At 55.1% G+C, this 16,669-nt stretch carries 11 protein-coding genes; all 11 read left to right on the forward strand.

Annotated features, from left to right (window positions below):
* The first annotated feature begins 351 nt into the window (after positions 1-351).
* Positions 352-2,091, forward strand: coding sequence for a sensor histidine kinase (locus tag AC0LWT_RS30230; protein ID WP_474685002.1), 1,740 nt, complete (start codon positions 352-354; stop codon positions 2,089-2,091).
* 21 nt (positions 2,092-2,112) lie between these two features.
* Positions 2,113-3,699, forward strand: a complete 1,587-nt coding sequence (locus tag AC0LWT_RS30235) for a response regulator transcription factor (protein ID WP_474685003.1) — start codon at positions 2,113-2,115, stop codon at positions 3,697-3,699.
* Between the two features lie 109 nt (positions 3,700-3,808).
* Positions 3,809-5,326, forward strand: coding sequence for an ABC transporter substrate-binding protein (locus tag AC0LWT_RS30240; RefSeq protein WP_474685004.1), 1,518 nt, complete (start codon positions 3,809-3,811; stop codon positions 5,324-5,326).
* Between the two features lie 308 nt (positions 5,327-5,634).
* The gene (locus AC0LWT_RS30245; protein WP_474685077.1) at positions 5,635-6,504 is read left to right on the forward strand and encodes an ABC transporter permease; all 870 of its coding nucleotides are present in this window, start codon (positions 5,635-5,637) and stop codon (positions 6,502-6,504) included.
* Positions 6,505-6,516: 12 nt separating this feature from the next.
* Entirely contained in the window at positions 6,517-7,410 is an 894-nt protein-coding gene (locus tag AC0LWT_RS30250) for a carbohydrate ABC transporter permease (RefSeq protein WP_474685005.1), read from the forward strand.
* Between the two features lie 42 nt (positions 7,411-7,452).
* Complete coding sequence (locus tag AC0LWT_RS30255; protein WP_474685006.1) at positions 7,453-10,089, forward strand: glycosylhydrolase-like jelly roll fold domain-containing protein; 2,637 nt, start codon at positions 7,453-7,455, stop codon at positions 10,087-10,089.
* A gap of 32 nt (positions 10,090-10,121) precedes the next feature.
* Positions 10,122-11,819 (forward strand): glycoside hydrolase family 3 protein, encoded by a 1,698-nt coding sequence (locus tag AC0LWT_RS30260; RefSeq protein WP_474685007.1) that lies wholly within the window; start codon positions 10,122-10,124, stop codon positions 11,817-11,819.
* A gap of 24 nt (positions 11,820-11,843) precedes the next feature.
* Positions 11,844-12,491 carry a beta-phosphoglucomutase gene (pgmB, locus tag AC0LWT_RS30265; protein WP_474685008.1) on the forward strand — a complete coding sequence of 216 codons (648 nt, stop codon included), beginning with the start codon at positions 11,844-11,846 and terminating at the stop codon, positions 12,489-12,491.
* A gap of 102 nt (positions 12,492-12,593) precedes the next feature.
* Positions 12,594-12,953, forward strand: coding sequence for a Na-translocating system protein MpsC family protein (locus AC0LWT_RS30270; protein WP_474685009.1), 360 nt, complete (start codon positions 12,594-12,596; stop codon positions 12,951-12,953).
* A gap of 329 nt (positions 12,954-13,282) precedes the next feature.
* Complete coding sequence (locus tag AC0LWT_RS30275; protein WP_474685010.1) at positions 13,283-15,637, forward strand: FdhF/YdeP family oxidoreductase; 2,355 nt, start codon at positions 13,283-13,285, stop codon at positions 15,635-15,637.
* Between the two features lie 83 nt (positions 15,638-15,720).
* On the forward strand, positions 15,721-16,494 hold the full coding sequence (gene fdhD / locus AC0LWT_RS30280; protein ID WP_474685078.1) for a formate dehydrogenase accessory sulfurtransferase FdhD: 774 nt from the start codon (positions 15,721-15,723) through the stop codon (positions 16,492-16,494).
* Positions 16,495-16,669: the final 175 nt, after the last annotated feature.

Consider the following 16,669-nt stretch of genomic DNA (forward strand, 5'->3'; position numbering starts at 1 on the left):
CGCATTGTACAGACCCCTTCGAAGTGTGCTGGATATTTGTCGAATAATGCTGCAAACTAGAAGGTGAGCAGGCGCATCGGCCGCCGCCGGCAGAGGTCGCCCGCCGCCATGCAGAGCTGCAGCACACCCGGCGGGATTCGACGGAGCGGTGGAACTTATAGCAGGATCGTACCGTCAGGGGCGCATGTTCCTGGCGTTTTTTCCGGTTGTTTGCTAAAAAAGTCGAATTCGTTGGGTAGTTAGGTCGAATCCAGGATAGCAAAAAAAGCGACGCACCGTTAATGTGGGTATTAAGATCGCGATGTAACATCATATGTGAGAATAATCCGGTTTAAAAAGGAGAGCGGCTCTATGAACCTGCCCAAGCTGCACATTCCCTGGAATTCGATCAGGTTCAAGTTGGTCATCAGCTTTTTGCTTGTCGCCATCCCTTTGCTGGGGCTGCTTTTTTATAATAATTTTTACGCGATTCACGTAGTCCGCGAGCAGGTCGCGATGTCCAACAAAAATATGATCTCCCTGTATATGGGGCAAATCGACAGCGGGCTGGATGAGGCGGATAAATACTTGAATTCTCTGCTGTCGGCCAATTTTGAGCTGCAAATCCTGAGGAGCCCGCCTACGCCGGATGATTATATGCTGGCCAAGATTCATCTGTCGGACAAGCTTTCGAATGACATATTAATGTATAAAGTCGATTCCTACTTTATATATTCGCCGGCGCAAAAAGACTTGCTGGATGTTGTCAAAAACCAGGTGTCCGATTCGGGCGAAAGGGATTTTGTCAGGGAGTATTTGCGGACGGAACTGGGGGGCGCGCCTGAATCCGGGCCGTCCTTGCAGGGCAACTGGTTTGTCAAAAAGATTAACCGCGATTATTATTTGTTTCGCATTCTCAAGCTGGGCAATATGTACGTAGGCGCCTGGGTCAATGTCAAAACGTTAATGCTGCCGCTGACGCTCATTCATATCGGGGAAAAGGGAGCTTCCATGTTCGTCACGGACCGCGGCGAGCCGATGACCGACGATGCGCGCGCGCCGGCCAAGGACGTTGATTTAAGCCGGAGCTTCCAGCAGTATTATTTGACCGGAGCCAAGAATCAATTCCTGATCGTCGGCGAACGGTCCAAGAAAGCGAATTTCAGCCTCGTTGCGATGATACCGAATGAGACGATTTTGCAAAACTTGCCTTATTTGAATCGAATCGTGTTTGTGGTTTCTTTTTTGGGATTGCTGCTGCTGCCGGGGTTTTTGCTGTTCCTTCGCAAGACGATGCTGATTCCGCTGATGCGGATTGTGTCGGCCATGAAGCGCATCGGGGAAGGAGGCGTCAAAGTGCGGATTCAGCCGTACCCTGCTTCCGACGAGTTCCAACTGCTGCATACGACCTTCAACAAGATGATCGGCCAGATCGAAGAATTGAAAATTCATGTGTACGAGGAGCAAATCAGCAAGCAGAAGGCGGAGCTCCAGTATTTGCAATTGCAGATCAACCCGCATTTTTTCCTGAATTCCTTGAACATTTTGTACAATCTGGCTTTGGTCAAAGACTATGAGCTGATCCAGGAAATGACGCTGCGCCTGGTCAAATATTTTCGCTATATGTTAAAAAGCAATTTGACGTTCATCCCGTTGAACGATGAGCTGGAGCATGTGCGCAACTACATCCGGATTCAGGAGCTGCGGTTCCAGCAAACGTTGAACTTCCGCATTGAGACGCCTGAATCGTTCCATAAAATTCACGTGCCTCCGCTGGTCATACAGACGTTCATCGAGAATTCGATCAAGCATGCGCCGCAGATGGATGTTCCTCTTGCGCTCTTTATTCGAATCGAGATGGAGGATTCGCAGCCGGACCCGCATATACGGATCGAGATTGGCGATACGGGCAGAGGATTTCCGGAGGCGGTTTTGCAGGAGCTCAGGGTAGGCAATCGGATTATAGATGAGCAGGGGGAGCATATCGGAATTTGGAATGTGTGGCACCGGCTGAGGCTGCTGTACGGCAACCGCGCCCGCATTTCGTTCTCGAACCGTACGCCTTCGGGAGCGCTAGTCCGAATCGAGCTGCCCCTGCAGCCGGATCACTAATGAATGGGAGGTTCCAACTATATGTTTCATTTGCTCATCGTCGATGACGAACCTCTTGCTGTCAGAGGCGTAAAGACAGTCGTGAATTGGGACAAAATCGGAGTTTCCGCCATCTATGAAGCTTATAACGCCGCACAGGCCAAAGAGATTTTCGCCAACCATCACATCGACATCATGCTTTGCGACATTGAGATGCCGCAGGAGAACGGGCTGAAGCTGCTGTCCTGGGTGAAAGAGCATTATCCCGCGACCGAGACCGTGTTCCTGACCTGCCACGCGGACTTTGCTTTTGCCAGAAAAGCGATCCAACTGGGCAGCCTGGACTATTTGCTAAAGCCGATTACGCCCGAAGATCTGGAGGATGTGATGGTCAAAGCGATCGGAAAGGTGCGCAAAGAAAGCGAATTGGCGCAAATCAGCCAATCCTGGGTCCAGCATCATCCTTTGTTCATCGAACGGTTTTGGCTGGATATCGTGAATTTGGTTATTCCGTCCAATCCGGATGCCGTCCGTAAGGCGATGGATGAGCGGAAAATTACGTACGCCAAAGACATGCGTGTGCTGCCCGTGCTGATTCATGTGCAGAGATGGCATAAGACGCTGACTTTGCGGGATGAAAAAATTTTGGAATACGGCTTGAAAAATGCCGCGGCAGAAGTCATTCGCGAACTGGGCATCGACGCGCAGCTGATGTCTTTGGATCGCAACGAAATGCTTGCCGTGCTCCTGCTGCCCGCAGATGCCCGGCTGGATGCCAACCTGTTGAAAAGCAAGCTGGAGGCGTATATTTCATCGTGCTACCGCTACTTTTATTGCGACCTTTCCTGCTATGTCGGGGACGCGTCTCTGATTCATGAAATGCCCGAGATGGTGCGCCAACTGCTCAGCCTTAAGAAAAATAATGTCGCCTATTACAACCGGGTGTTCCTGCGCAGCTGGCAGCCGCAGTCGTCCGTTTCGGCGGCGATGCCCGATATGAAAGTATGGTCGGTCATGCTGGCGCAGGGCGCTCAAGATCAGGTGCTGGCCGAGGTTAAGCATTATTTGACGAAAACCGTGCAAAATTCGGGGATGGACGCAGCCTTCATGCACCAGTTCCATCACGATTTTATGCAGATTGTATACTCCGTCCTGAAGGAGAAGGGGATTCAGGCCCGCGAGCTGTTCAAGGACAGCAGGTCCATTGAATTGTCCGCGGGGAGCGGCCGCTCGGTCATGGATATGCTGGAATGGATTCAGCATATGGTCGCCAAGGCGATGGATCATATCCGCGAAATCGAAGCGACGCACTCGGTAGCCTCCAAAGTCGGGAAATATATTTCCAAGCATTATGACCAGGACTTGAGCCGGGAGCATATCGCCAATCAGTTTTTTCTCCATCCGGACTATTTGGATCGTATGATGAAGAAGGAAACCGGGATGTCCATGAAGGAATATTTGCTCCACGAGCGCCTGCGGATCGCGCAGGAGCTGTTGAACAAGACGGATATGCCGGTCACCGATGTGGCTACGCATGTGGGGATGAATAACCTTTCCTATTTTACGAAAGTGTTCCGCAAGCACGCCGGCCTCAATCCGAGCGACTACAGGCAGCGTGCCAAAAAGTGACTTTTAGGTCGAATCCGTGTTAATGAAAAGTCGAAATGAGCATAGTAGATCCATCGGTGCAGCCGTACAATCAAGGTAGCTTCATAATTTACTCAAATGGGGGAGTACAATGAAAAGAACAACCAAATTGTTGGGCGTTGTATTAGCGGGAAGCATGATAACGCTTACGGCATGCGGGGGCAAGGACGCCGCGGGCAATTCCTCGGCTTCGCCGTCCGGCGCGGCAGGGGGCAAAGAGGCCCCTTACGAACTGACCGTGGCCTTCTCCGCGTACAATGCGATACCTTCCAATATGCAGGAAGTGCAGGACGCTATCAATAAAATTACGCTGCCGAAAATCAATGCTACGGTGAAACTGACTCCGATCAATGTCGGCTCTTGGGCTCAGCAGTCCAACCTGATGCTCTCCAGCAATGAAAAATTGGATCTGATGTTCGTTTCCGGAAGAACGTATACGAGTTACGTAGCCAAAAGCCAGCTGATGAAGCTGGACCCGCTGCTGGATCAATACGGGCAGGATATCAAGAAAGTATTTGATCCGGCCTCGCTCAGCGCGACCAAAGTGAACGGCAGCACGTACGCGATTCCGAGCAATCGGGATTTGGCCGTAAATTACGGCGTGAATATAAAGAAAGAATATTTGGATAAATACAAAATCGATGCGAACAGCATCAAGACATTGGACGACCTCGAGGGCGCGCTCAAAACAATCAAAAGCGCCGAGCCGAATCTGACGCCGCTTGTTCCGCAGACATCAGGCTTATCCTTCCTGGACAGCTACAGATGGTTCGATAATTTGGGCGACGCCATCGGCGTCCTGCCGAATTACGACAACAACCTGAAAGTTGTCAATCTCTATGAAACACCCGAATATGCGGCATTCGTGAAGAAAATGAGAAGCTGGTACACGGCCGGCTACATTATGCAGGATGCGGCGACGAATAAGGACGGCAGCTTCGCTCTGCTGAAAGCCGGCAAAGGCATCGCCTATCTGACGAATCAAAAGCCGGGCATGGATATGCAGGATAGCCGGGGCGTAGGGGCGCCGATAACGACGATTCCTCTGACTCCGGCCACAATGACAACATCGACGGTTGCAACCATTATGTGGGGCATCCCGATCAATGCGAAAAAACCGGACAAATCGATGCAGTTCCTGAATTTGATGTATTCCGACAAAGACATCGTTAACCTGCTTGACTGGGGGATTGAAGGCAAAGATTACGTCAAAAAGGCTGACAACAGCGGCGTAATTGAATATCCGGCCGGAATGGACGCCAAATCGGTAGCTTACGCTCTAAACCAAGGCTGGATGTTCGGGAACCAATTCTTGTCCCATGTGTTTACCGGAGATGACCCAAAAATTTGGGAAAAGATGGACAGCTTCAACAAGCAAGCAGGCAAATCGAAAGCGCTTGGCTTCTCCTTCAGTCCAGACCCCGTAAAAACGGAGTATGCAGCGGTAACGAACGTGCTCAACCAATATAAATTGGCGCTTGAAACGGGAAGCGTAGACCCGGATAAAATACTGCCTGAATTCATTGCCAAATTGAAATCCTCGGGCATTGACAAAATCATCGCAGAGAAACAAAAACAGCTCGACGAATGGGCAAAACAAAGCAAATAACCGGCAATTGGCAGAGGCTGCCCCGCGAGTCACGGAAGTGACGGAGGGGGCGGCCTTTTTGCTTGGAAGCCGGCCAAGTCCGGCCGCGAACGAAGTCGAAAATGTGCTAATGAAAAGTCGAGTCCGACATAGTGAGGGGACCGCGAATTTCTTACTATTAAAGTACAGCAAAGACGAAAAGAGAAAGAAGGGAAAGAGACATGAACAATCCATCAAACGCGAATGCGCTGGGCGCCGAGCGAACAGCCAATACCCGGACAAGCAGCCGGGCATGGAAAACATTTAAAAAGTTTTTCCCGTATTATCTGATGATTATCCCGGGAATCGTGTATTTGATCATCAACAACTATATGCCGATGTTCGGGCTGGTCATTGCTTTTAAAGAAGTCAATTTCGCCAAAGGAATTTGGGGCAGCGATTGGGTAGGGCTGAAAAACTTCGAATATTTGTTCAAGTCGGCGGACGCCTACATCATTACGCGAAACACGATTTTATACAATGCAGTCTTTATTGTTATCAACCTGGTTGTGGCTGTCGGAGTCGCCATTTTGCTGAATGAAATCAAGAACAAATTTTTGTCCAAATTTTATCAAAGCGTGATTTTGCTGCCGTACCTGATCTCTACGGTCATCGTCAGCTATCTGGTGTTCGCCATGCTGAGCATGGATAACGGATTCGTGAACAAAACGGTGCTTCCGATGCTGGGCCTGGATGCGGTCTCCTGGTACAACGAGCCAGGCGTGTGGCCGTACATTTTGACCTTTATCCATACCTGGAAGGGAGCCGGGTACCTGTGTATCGTCTATTTGGCCGCGATTATCGGTATCGACCAGGAATACTACGAGGCCGCTACTTTGGACGGAGCCTCCAAATGGCAGCAAATCCGCAACATTACGATTCCGCTCATCGCTCCGGTCATCACCATGATGACGCTGCTCGCGATCGGCCGCATTTTTTATTCGGACTTCGGTCTATTCTACCAGGTGCCGATGGATTCGGGATCGCTCTACAACACGACCAACGTTATCGATACTTACGTATACCGGGGCCTGATGCAGCTTGGCGATATCGGCATGTCTTCCGCCGCGGGCTTGTATCAATCGTTGGTAGGGTTCGTGCTGGTGCTCTTATCGAATTATGTCGTCCGTAAAATCAACAAAGAGAATGCATTATTTTAAGGAGGTCCCCCAATGGTTAATAAAGAAACCCGCACATGGCAGTGGATCGGACACACAGTCTTATGGATATACGCAGCGTCATGTATTTTGCCTTTTCTCTTGTTGTTCATGTCCTCGATTACGGATGAAAAGACCATCGTGCAAAACGGATATTCCTTCTTTCCGGAAAAGTTCGGCTTTAGCGCCTACGCTTATTTGTGGAATGAGGCGACTAATATTTTCCGGGCATACGGCATTACGATTTTTGTCACCGCAATTGGGACGACGGCGAGCCTTATCATTACGTCGCTGCTGGCGTACCCGCTGTCCCGGCGGGATCTTCCTTTTGTCAATCCGCTCGCTTTTTTCGTCTTCTTCACCCTGCTGTTCAACGGCGGTCTCGTTCCGACCTATTTGATTTACACGCAAGTATTTGAAATCAAAAATACGATTCAGGCGCTCATTATTCCCGGCCTGCTGATGAACGGCTTCAACGTTCTCTTGATGCGGACGTTTTTCAAGACTACGATCCCGGTTCCGGTGCTGGAGTCGGCGAGCATGGACGGCGCGGGCGCGTTCAAAACGTTTTACAGCATTGTGCTGCCGCTTTCCATGCCGATACTCGCGACGATCGGGCTGTTTCAAGGGATCGCATATTGGAACGATTGGTTCAACGGCTTGATCTACATTACGAATCCGAAGCTTTTCAGCTTGCAAAGCATATTGAACCGGATTATGACGGATATCCAGTTTTTGAGCAGCGACCCTTCCATGGGCTCGCAGTCCAGCGAAGCGCTGGCGACTTTGCCGAGCGCAACGTTCCGCATGGCGATTGCCGTCATCGGGGTGATTCCGATTCTTGTCGCTTATCCGTTCTTCCAGAAATATTTCGTAAAAGGGATTACGATCGGGGCCGTTAAAGGCTGATCCCCGGCGGTACGCGAAACTGACAGCGGAGGTTGAAGGCGTTTGAACAATCGCTTGAGAGATGTGCTTGAAGGAAAAGAAGGCAACTATATTTTGCCTTTGGTGTGGCAGCGGGGTGAAGGGGAAGCGGTCATCCGCGAAGAGATGGCCCGAATCGACGAAGCCGGCATCAAGGCGGTATGCATCGAGTCGCGGCCGCATCCGGACTTCCTGGGCCCGGGCTGGTGGGCGGATATGGACGTGATCATGGAGGAAGCGCGCAGCCGCTCCATGCGGGTGTGGGTGTTCGACGACGATCATTTTCCGACCGGCCACGCAGGCGGGAAGCTGAAGGAGGCCCCCGGGGAGCTGCGCAGGATGTATTTGGCCGAGCGTCACATCGACGCCCGGGGCCCGATGAAGGACGCTTCCTTCCTCATCGACCCCTGGCTGTCGGAGGGAGAGGCGCTGGAAGCCGTTGTCGCCGTTCGCCGGGATGCGGAGCGGGGCACGCTGATCGGCGAATATGCCGAGCTTTCTTCCGAGGTACGGGACGGCGTCCTGTACTGGGACGTTCCGGCCGGGTTTTGGCGCATATACATGCTCGTCAGAACGCCGAAGGGGGCGCCCGAAAAGTACGATGACTATGTGAATCCGCTGGCCGCCGAATCTGTGCGCGTACTGATCGATACAATGTACGAGGCTTACTATGAACGCTATCGAGATGATTTTGGCGCGACGTTCGCCGGCTTTTTCTCCGATGAACCCGGGTTTTACAACGACCGGGCCATATACAACTTTGAGTCCAAGCCCGGGAAAAAAGACGTGGTCCTGCCGTGGACCGGCGATCTGCTAGAGCAACTGGAGCGGGAGTTCGGCTCGTCCTGCCGGCAGTACCTGCCTTTGCTTTGGCACGAAGCGGACGAGCAACTGACGGCTGCCGTGCGCTATGCCTATATGAACGTCGTCAGCAGGCTGTACGCGCAAAACTTCTCCACGCAGCTCGGAGATTGGTGCCGCGAGCGCGGCGTGGAGTACATCGGCCACGTAATCGAAGATAACAACGTTCACGCGCGTTTGGGCTGCGGGCCGGGACATTTCTTCAGGGCGGTGTCCGGTCAGGATATGTCCGGCGTGGATGTCGTCTTGTGGCAGCTCGTGCCGGGCTTTGACGAAGCCGACTTTTCCTGGATCGCCGGAACGGTGGACAGCGAATTTTTCCATTACGGCTTGGCCAAGCTCGCTTCTTCGGCAGGACACATCGATCCGAAGAAAAAGGGGCGCACGCTGGCCGAAGTGTTCGGCGCATACGGATGGGCCGAGGGCTTGAAGCTGATGAAATGGCTGACGGACCACATGCTTGTGCGCGGCGTCAACTATTTCATCCCGCATGCTTTTTCGCAAAAAGAGTACCCGGACCCGGACTGTCCTCCTCATCTGTACGCGCGGGGACATAATCCGCAGTACCGGTACTACCGCATACTTAACCGCTATACGAACCGGATGAGCCATCTGCTGTCGGGAGGGCGGCATCGCGCGCCGACGGCTGTGCTGTATCACGCGGAAGCCGAGTGGTCGGGCGCTTATATGTATTTCCATAAGCCCGTGAAGGAGCTGGCGCGCAAGCAGATCGATTGCGATGTGCTGCCGGTCGACGCGCTCCTGGAATCGGCATCCGTCTCCGAGGGCCGGTTAACGGTCGGTCCGGAGGACTACGGCTGCCTGATCGTCCCTTATGCCGAGGCGCTGCCGCAGAAGCTGCTCGACCGCCTGGCCGGCATGGCGGACCTGGGGCTGCCGCTGCTGTTCGTGGACGGCTGGCCCGAGCGCGCCAGCGAAGGAACGGATGCGTCCGCTGCGCTAGACGCCCTCGCCGCACATCCGCGGGCGGAGGTCGTTCCGCTGAGCGGCTTGGCCCCGCGGATTCGCGAGATGGGCCTGGGCGACATCGAAACGGATACGGAGCAGCCGTACTTGCGCTATTACCGCTACGAGCAGCAGGAGCTGGATGTGTTTTTATTTTTCAACGAGCATCCGGCGGAAGTTATTGAAACGAACGTGCAATTGCCGGTTAACGGCAGCATTCTGGCGTATGACGCTCTCTTTAACCGAATAAGCTCTGTCGACAGTCAAGCGACGCTGGAAGGCTCGGCCGTATCCTTGCGGCTCAGCCCTTATGAAACGATCGTTTTATTGGCAGGAAAAGACACTGGCAGCTCTGTGGATTTTCAGGGAATAACTGGGAAATGGGTCCTGCAGCCGCATACACCGCCAACTCAGAGCGTTGAAATAAAAGGAAATTGGAAGTTGGCCACGGCGACTTCGCTGCAATATCCTTCGTTCGTCTTCGCGGGTACGGTGGAACAATTGGTCAGCATGAGCCGGCCGGACAAGCTTCCCCGATTCTCGGGCACCTTCCGGTACGAAACGGAATTTGAATGGGGATACGGCGGGGGCCCGGTTGCGCTCGACCTGGGGGAAGTGTACGAAACGGCGGAAGTTTGGGTGAACGGGCAATCGGCAGGCGTGCGCATTTGTCCGCCTTATCGCCTCGATATTAGCGGGCTTGTCCGCCCCGGAACCAATGCGCTGGCTATCGAAGTGACGAATACGCTAGTTAAGGAAAGGCGCGATTTCTTCTCGCGTTTTGCCCAGCAGGAACCCAGCGGGTTGTTGGGGCCGGTAAGGCTGCTATTTTAACGTAAGCAATGATGGAGGGACAAAGAATAAAGATGATTAATTTAAAAGCGAACCCTTTTTTCCTGGAAGACGAAGACATCGAATGGGTGAAATCCACGCTGGCCGGGATGGATATAAAGGAGAAAATCGGCCAATTGTTTTGCCCTGTCGGCCGAACGAAGGACCGGGAGGAATTGACGACGATCCTGAAGGACATTCAGCCCGGCGGCATCATGTACCGGCCGGATGAAGGCTTGGCTAATCAGGATGTACACCGGTTTTTGCAGGGGAAATCCAAAATCCCGATGCTCATCGCAGCCAATCTGGAAGCAGGGGGCAATGGAATTGCCTCGGACGGCACCTTTTACGGCCGCCCTATGCAAATAGCGGCGACGGACAACGCGGATCATGCCCGCAGGCTGGGCATCATTGCCGGGCGCGAGGGCGCGGCGGTAGGCTGCAACTGGTCGTTTGCGCCGGTTATCGATATCGACATGAACTTCCGCAACCCGATCACCAACACGCGGACGTACGGTTCCGACCCGGATCGCGTGCTTGCGATGAGCAAAGCTTATATGACCGGAATTCAGGAGAACGGCGTTGCGGTATCGATCAAGCATTTTCCGGGCGATGGCGTAGACGAGCGCGATCAGCATCTGCATATTGCGATCAATTCCCTGACGGTCGAGGAGTGGGATGCCACTTTCGGCAAAGTGTACCAAGGAATGATCGATGCCGGAGCCAATACGGTGATGATCGGCCATATCATGCTGCCGGAATACTCCCGGCTGCTTGCGCCCGGAATCCGCGATGAAGAGCTGATGCCGGCCACTCTCGCACCGGAGCTGCTGCAAACGCTGCTGCGCGGGAAGCTGGGCTTCAACGGAATGATTGTGACGGATGCAACGAACATGGGCGGATTCACGATGGCGGAGAAGCGGGAGCTTGCCGTACCCAAAGCTATCGCGGCCGGCTGCGACATGTTTTTGTTCAACAAGAACCTGTACGAAGATTACCGATTCATGCTCAAAGGATTGGAGAACGGGATATTGACTGCAGAGCGCGTAGACGAGGCGGTCACCCGCATTTTGGCCTTCAAGGCTTCGCTTGGGCTGCATAAAAAGCAAGCCGAAGGATCGCTCGTGCCTGCGCCCGAAGCGTTAACGGTGCTGAAATGCGGCGAGCACGAACAGTGGGCGCGCGAATGCGCGGACGAAGCCGTAACCCTCGTGAAGGATACGCAGGCGCTGCTGCCGATCGATCCGCAAAGGCACAGACGCGTTCTATGTTTCGTGCTGACGGGAGACGGGAGCAATTACGGCAGCCAGCAGGCGCACGTTCCATTTGTAAACCGTTTGAAGCGGGAAGGCTTCGAAGTGGAGGTTTTCGATCCGGCGACTGCGGTTGCGAACAGGTTTGCGCCGATTCAAGACTACAAAGACAATTACGACCTCGTCCTGTACTACGCCAGCATCGAAACCGCGAGCAACCAGACGGTCGTCCGCATTACCTGGGCGCCGCCGATGGGCCTGGATATGCCGTTCCTGATCCACGAAGTGCCGACAGCTTTCATTTCTTTGGCAAGCCCGTACCATTTGCAGGATGTGCCGCAGATCAAAACGTTCGTCAACGCTTATTCCAGCAGCGAGTATGTCGTCGACGCCGTAGTGGACAAGCTGCTGGGCCGCACCCCTTTCAAAGGCGTGAGCCCGATAGATCCATACTGCAATTACTGGGAAGCCAAACTATAAAAAGAAGCGGCAAGGAGGGTTCCAATGCGCTATCAGGCAGTTATTTTCGATTTGGACGGCGTAATCGTGTCTACGGATCATTATCATTACATAGCGTGGAAGCAAATTGCCGAGCGTGAAAATATCGAATTCAACCGGGAGATCAACCACCGGCTGAGGGGCGTAAGCCGCATGGAAAGCCTGAACATCATCCTCGAACGGGCGTCAAGAATGTATTCCGAAGAGGAGAAACGGCAGCTCATGGAGCAAAAAAACGAAGCGTACAAGGAACTTCTTGAGGCTTTGACGGAAGCGGACCTTTTGCCGGGCGTCAAAGAAACGTTGGAAGCGCTGAAACAGCGGGGCATCAAAATCGCCATCGGCTCTTCCAGCAAGAACGCTCCGCTCATATTGAGAAAAACCGGACTTGACGGCTCCTTTCATGCAATTTCGGACGGAAATAACATTACGCAAAGCAAGCCGCATCCGGAAGTGTTCCTGATGGCGGCGGACATGCTGGGCATTGCGCCGGAGCATTGTCTTGTCGTCGAAGATGCGGAAGCCGGAGTGGAGGCAGCTTTGCGCGCGGGCATGAAGGCGGCTGCCGTCGGGGAAGCCCGTTCCTGCGGGCAAGCCCAGTATGCGATGGAAACAGTCGGAGAGCTGCTGCAAATCGTGGCCGGGGACCGGTAATCGAACGATTTCTTATTGAACAAAAGCCTTCCTTCCATTAAGATGAATATGTGCGCGCAAGCGGTGCGACGCCCTGAAGAGATTAATGAAGGTGGCTGACTCATGAACCGAACCGAGGCGGAATTCAGCAACCTCGTGAAGGCTTACCGCAAACGGCACATGGGCAAGGGGCCGGAACGGATCAAGACGACCTTTTGCAAACATTGGGCCATTTGCGAGATGGAGGGCAATTTGTCCCCCGTGGAAAAATTTATCGCGAAAACCGACGATGGCAGACAGATGCTTCGTACGGCTCGCACGGAAATGGTCAAAGAAATGTACCGCGATCATCCGCCCGTAGAAATGGAAGAACTGCTGGGCGCCCAATTTGTCCGGCTGTTCGTCGATATCGATATCCTGGAAGATACGGGAATGTCGGTCTTTGTGTTCGATCAGGACATCGAGCGGAAATTTTGCAAGTAAAGCCCCAAAACAATTATATACATGCATAAAGTGCTGTTGGCGCTTGGTAGCGAACCTGCCGGAGACTAACCACTGTGAAGCTGCTTATTTGGATCTGCACCTAAGAACCAGATAGGCGGTTTTGCGGTGGTTTTTTTACCACATAAGAATGTTTAAGTTCTTTACAGCGCTAAAGCGTGAAGAACAGCATTCTTATTGGCGAATAAACCTACCTCTCAACGCGGTCGCTCATCTCCGAAAGACCTCGATAGAGGTTTATCTCATGTGAAAAGCAGCAATTGCGCCGCAGGAAAAGTCCAGTCCCTATAACTATACGAGGAGAGAGGAACATGGGTACAACCAAACATACCGGGCCGATCAAGCTGCCTGCCATGCCGAATCCCAAGCTGTGGGTCAGCGCTGTTCCGTTCGGGCTCGGTAAAATCAAACCGCAACATATCCGCGAGACGGCAAAAATCGCCTGGCAGAACAGGGACAATCTGCCGTACGCGTACCGGATTCTGACGCAGGGCGTCTGCGACGGCTGCGCGCTGGGAGTATCCGGGCTGTACGACCAGACGCTCGACGGACCGCATCTTTGCACAACGCGGCTCAACGTGCTGCGGCTGAATACGATGCCCGCGATCCGCGAGGAGGTGCTGCACGCCGACATCGATGAGCTGCGGCGCATGGACAGCACCGCGCTCAGAGCGCTCGGCCGCATTCCGTATCCGCTTATCCGGCGGGCCGGAGAGCGCAAGTTCAGCCGCGCGACGTGGGATGAAGCACTGGATACAATCGCGGCCAAAATCCGGGCGATCGATCCGAAGCAGATGGCGTTCTATCTGACCGCCCGAGGGATCACGAACGAGTCGTATTATACCGCGGCCAAGGTGGCCAGATTCCTTGGTACGAACAATATCGACAACGCCTCGCGCATCTGTCACTCGCCGTCGAAGACGGCGCTCAAGCGCTCCATCGGCGTAGGCGCTTCGACCTGCAATTACAAGGACTGGATCGGCACGGACGTCCTTGTATTCTGGGGCAGCGTAGCCGCGAACAACCAGCCGGTTTCGACGAAGTATATGTATGCGGCCAAGCGCAAAGGGACGAAAATCATTGTCATTAACCCGTACTACGAGCCGTCCATGGAGCAGTACTGGATTCCCTCCATTGCCGAATCGGCGCTGTTCGGGACGAAGCTGGCCGACGATGTGTACCAGGTGAACATCGGCGGCGACATCGGCTTCATGAACGGGGTCATGAAGCACTGGTTCGAGATGGAGGAGCGCCAGCCGGGCTCCGCCATCGACCACGCGTTCGTGCAGGCGCACACGAACGGCTTCGAAGAGCTGCGCGCCCATGCGGCGCAGCAGGACTGGACGACGCTGGAGCAGTCGTCCGGGCTCTCCCGCGAGCGCATGCGCGAGTTCGCGGAGCTGCTGGCCCGTGCCGGGAGCGCGGTATTCGTGTGGAGCATGGGGCTCACACAGCACCGCTTCGGCACGGACAACATCTCGCAGGTGGCGAATCTCGCCCTCCTGCGGGGTTTTCTCGGCCGCGTGCACTGCGGGCTGATGCCCATCCGCGGCCACAGCGGCGTCCAGGGATCGGGCGAAATGGGCGCCGATCCCTTCAGCCTCCCCGGCGGCGAATTCAGCAGCGCCGCCGACCGCAAGCGCATCGGGCAGCTCTGGGGCTTCGAACTGCCGGAGTGGCAGGGCGACATCGTCGGCGTCACCCTGGAGAACGCGCTCCTGCCCGAGGAGCAGGAGCGCAAGCTCCGGATGTTCTACACATCCGGCGGCAATTTTCTCGAGACGATGCCGGACCCGGCGTTCGTCCGCCAGTCACTGGAGGCAGTCGATGTCCGCGTCCATCAGGACATCATCCTCAACACCTCCACGCTCGTTGACGCGCGGGAGGCCGTAGTGGTGCTGCCCGCGATGACGCGCTACGAGCAGCCCGGAGGGGGCACGTCCACCTCGACGGAGCGGATGGTGTACTTCTCGCCGGAGATCGCCGGCCCCCGCATCGGTGAAGCCCGCGCGGAGTGGGCGATCTACGTCGATCTCGCCCGCCGCGTGAAGCCGGAAGCCGCTGCACGGCTCGGCTGCGGCAGCGCGGAGGCGATCCGCGCGGAAATTGCGGAGGCCGCGCCGAACTACGACGGCATCCAGCACCTGCGGGAGCGCGGCGACGTGTTCCAGTGGGGCGGCGCCTGGCTGTGCGAGGACGGCATCTGTCCGACGCCGGACGGCCGCGGCGCGCTGCTGCCGATCGTGCTGCCGGAGCTGCGCAAGCCGGAGGGGCATTTTTACTTGACGACGCGCCGCGGCAAACAGTTCAATTCGATGATATATAGCGATACGGACCCGTTCAACGACGCTGACAGGTATGATGTGCTGATGCATGACGCCGACGCGCGGGAGCTTGCTTTGGCGGAAGGCGAGGCCGTCGTCGTTTTTAACAGTTATGGCAGCATGCACGGCAGGCTGAAAACGGCTGCGGTGAAGCAGGGCAATATCGAGGTGCATTGGCCGGAAGGCAATTCGCTGATTCCCAAAGGCGTATATGAGCAGTACGCCGGCATACCGGAATATAATACGGCGGTCATTGTGGAAAAAGCGGAGACGTTCCACGCCCGCAAAGATACGCGTTATGTCGAAAAGCGCATTCAGGAGCTTGAAACGGAAATGGAGTGATGCGCATGGATCGGGAGCATGATGCTGCGGCGGCCGGCGGCGCCGGTCGGGCAGCTGCCACGACATGGCAGGTTTACCGCTATATGGGCGGCCCGGAGCTGATCGGCGAACCGGATGAGATCGCAGTGGAGGCCCCGCTCACGCTGAAGGTGGATGGAGAGGAGTTCGCCACGCTTGTCTGCACGCCGGTCGATGTAGTCGATCTGGTGACCGGTTTTTTGGCGTCGGAGGGCTTGATCCGGTTCGCGGACCAGATCGAGTCGCTGTCGCTCGACGAAGACCGCGGGTTCGCCCACGTCAAGCTGCGGCATAAGCACGAGCTGAGCCGCGACATGGCGTCGAAGCGCTGGATCGGATCGTGCTGCGGCAAAAGCCGGCAGTTTTATTTTCATAACGATGTGCGAACCGCCAAAACGGTGCGGACAAAGCTGCAGGTGTCCGTCCGGCAGTGCTTTCGGCTGATGAGCGAGCTGCAGGAGCGCTCCGGCGACTTTCGCGCGACGGGCGGCGTGCACAATGCCGCGCTTTGCACCGCGGACGAGCTGCTGCTGAGCAGAACGGACATCGGCAGGCACAACGCGCTGGACAAAATATACGGGCACTGCCTGAGAACCCGTCTTTCCGTGCGCGACAAGCTCATCGCTTTTAGCGGGCGCGTATCCTCGGAAGTTGCGCTGAAAGCGGCCAAAATCGGCGTCGGCCTGCTGCTCTCCAAGTCTGCGCCTACCGATTTGGCGCTGCGGCTGGCGCACGATTTGGGCATCACCGTGGTCGGTTTTATCCGCGGGCAGCAGCTGGCGGTTTACACGCATCCGCACCGGATCGTGGAATGGCACGAAGGCGACGCCGGAGGCTGATCGATGCGCGGGGGCGGCCGGCGGGTTTGATGGGGACGGCGAGGCCGGAGGCTGGTCGGTGCACCTGGACCGGCCACTGGAATTTGCAGCGAAGGCGATGTTGGAAGCTGATTGGTACGCCTGGATCGGCCGCCGGTTTAGCGTCGAAGGTGATGCTGATAGCTAATCGGTGTAC

The sequence above is a fragment of the Paenibacillus sp. sgz302164 genome, assembly GCF_056120505.1.

Bases quoted from the DNA above. Each gene is read 5' to 3' on its own strand.
- AC0LWT_RS30230 (WP_474685002.1), top strand. From the start codon at position 352: ATGAACCTGCCCAAGCTGCACATTCCCTGGAATTCGATCAGGTTCAAG.
- AC0LWT_RS30235 (WP_474685003.1), top strand. From the start codon at position 2,113: ATGTTTCATTTGCTCATCGTCGATGACGAACCTCTTGCTGTCAGAGGC.
- AC0LWT_RS30240 (WP_474685004.1), top strand. From the start codon at position 3,809: ATGAAAAGAACAACCAAATTGTTGGGCGTTGTATTAGCGGGAAGCATG.
- AC0LWT_RS30245 (WP_474685077.1), top strand. From the start codon at position 5,635: ATGATTATCCCGGGAATCGTGTATTTGATCATCAACAACTATATGCCG.
- AC0LWT_RS30250 (WP_474685005.1), top strand. From the start codon at position 6,517: ATGGTTAATAAAGAAACCCGCACATGGCAGTGGATCGGACACACAGTC.
- AC0LWT_RS30260 (WP_474685007.1), top strand. From the start codon at position 10,122: ATGATTAATTTAAAAGCGAACCCTTTTTTCCTGGAAGACGAAGACATC.
- pgmB (WP_474685008.1), top strand. From the start codon at position 11,844: ATGCGCTATCAGGCAGTTATTTTCGATTTGGACGGCGTAATCGTGTCT.
- AC0LWT_RS30270 (WP_474685009.1), top strand. From the start codon at position 12,594: ATGAACCGAACCGAGGCGGAATTCAGCAACCTCGTGAAGGCTTACCGC.
- AC0LWT_RS30275 (WP_474685010.1), top strand. From the start codon at position 13,283: ATGGGTACAACCAAACATACCGGGCCGATCAAGCTGCCTGCCATGCCG.
- fdhD (WP_474685078.1), top strand. From the start codon at position 15,721: ATGGGCGGCCCGGAGCTGATCGGCGAACCGGATGAGATCGCAGTGGAG.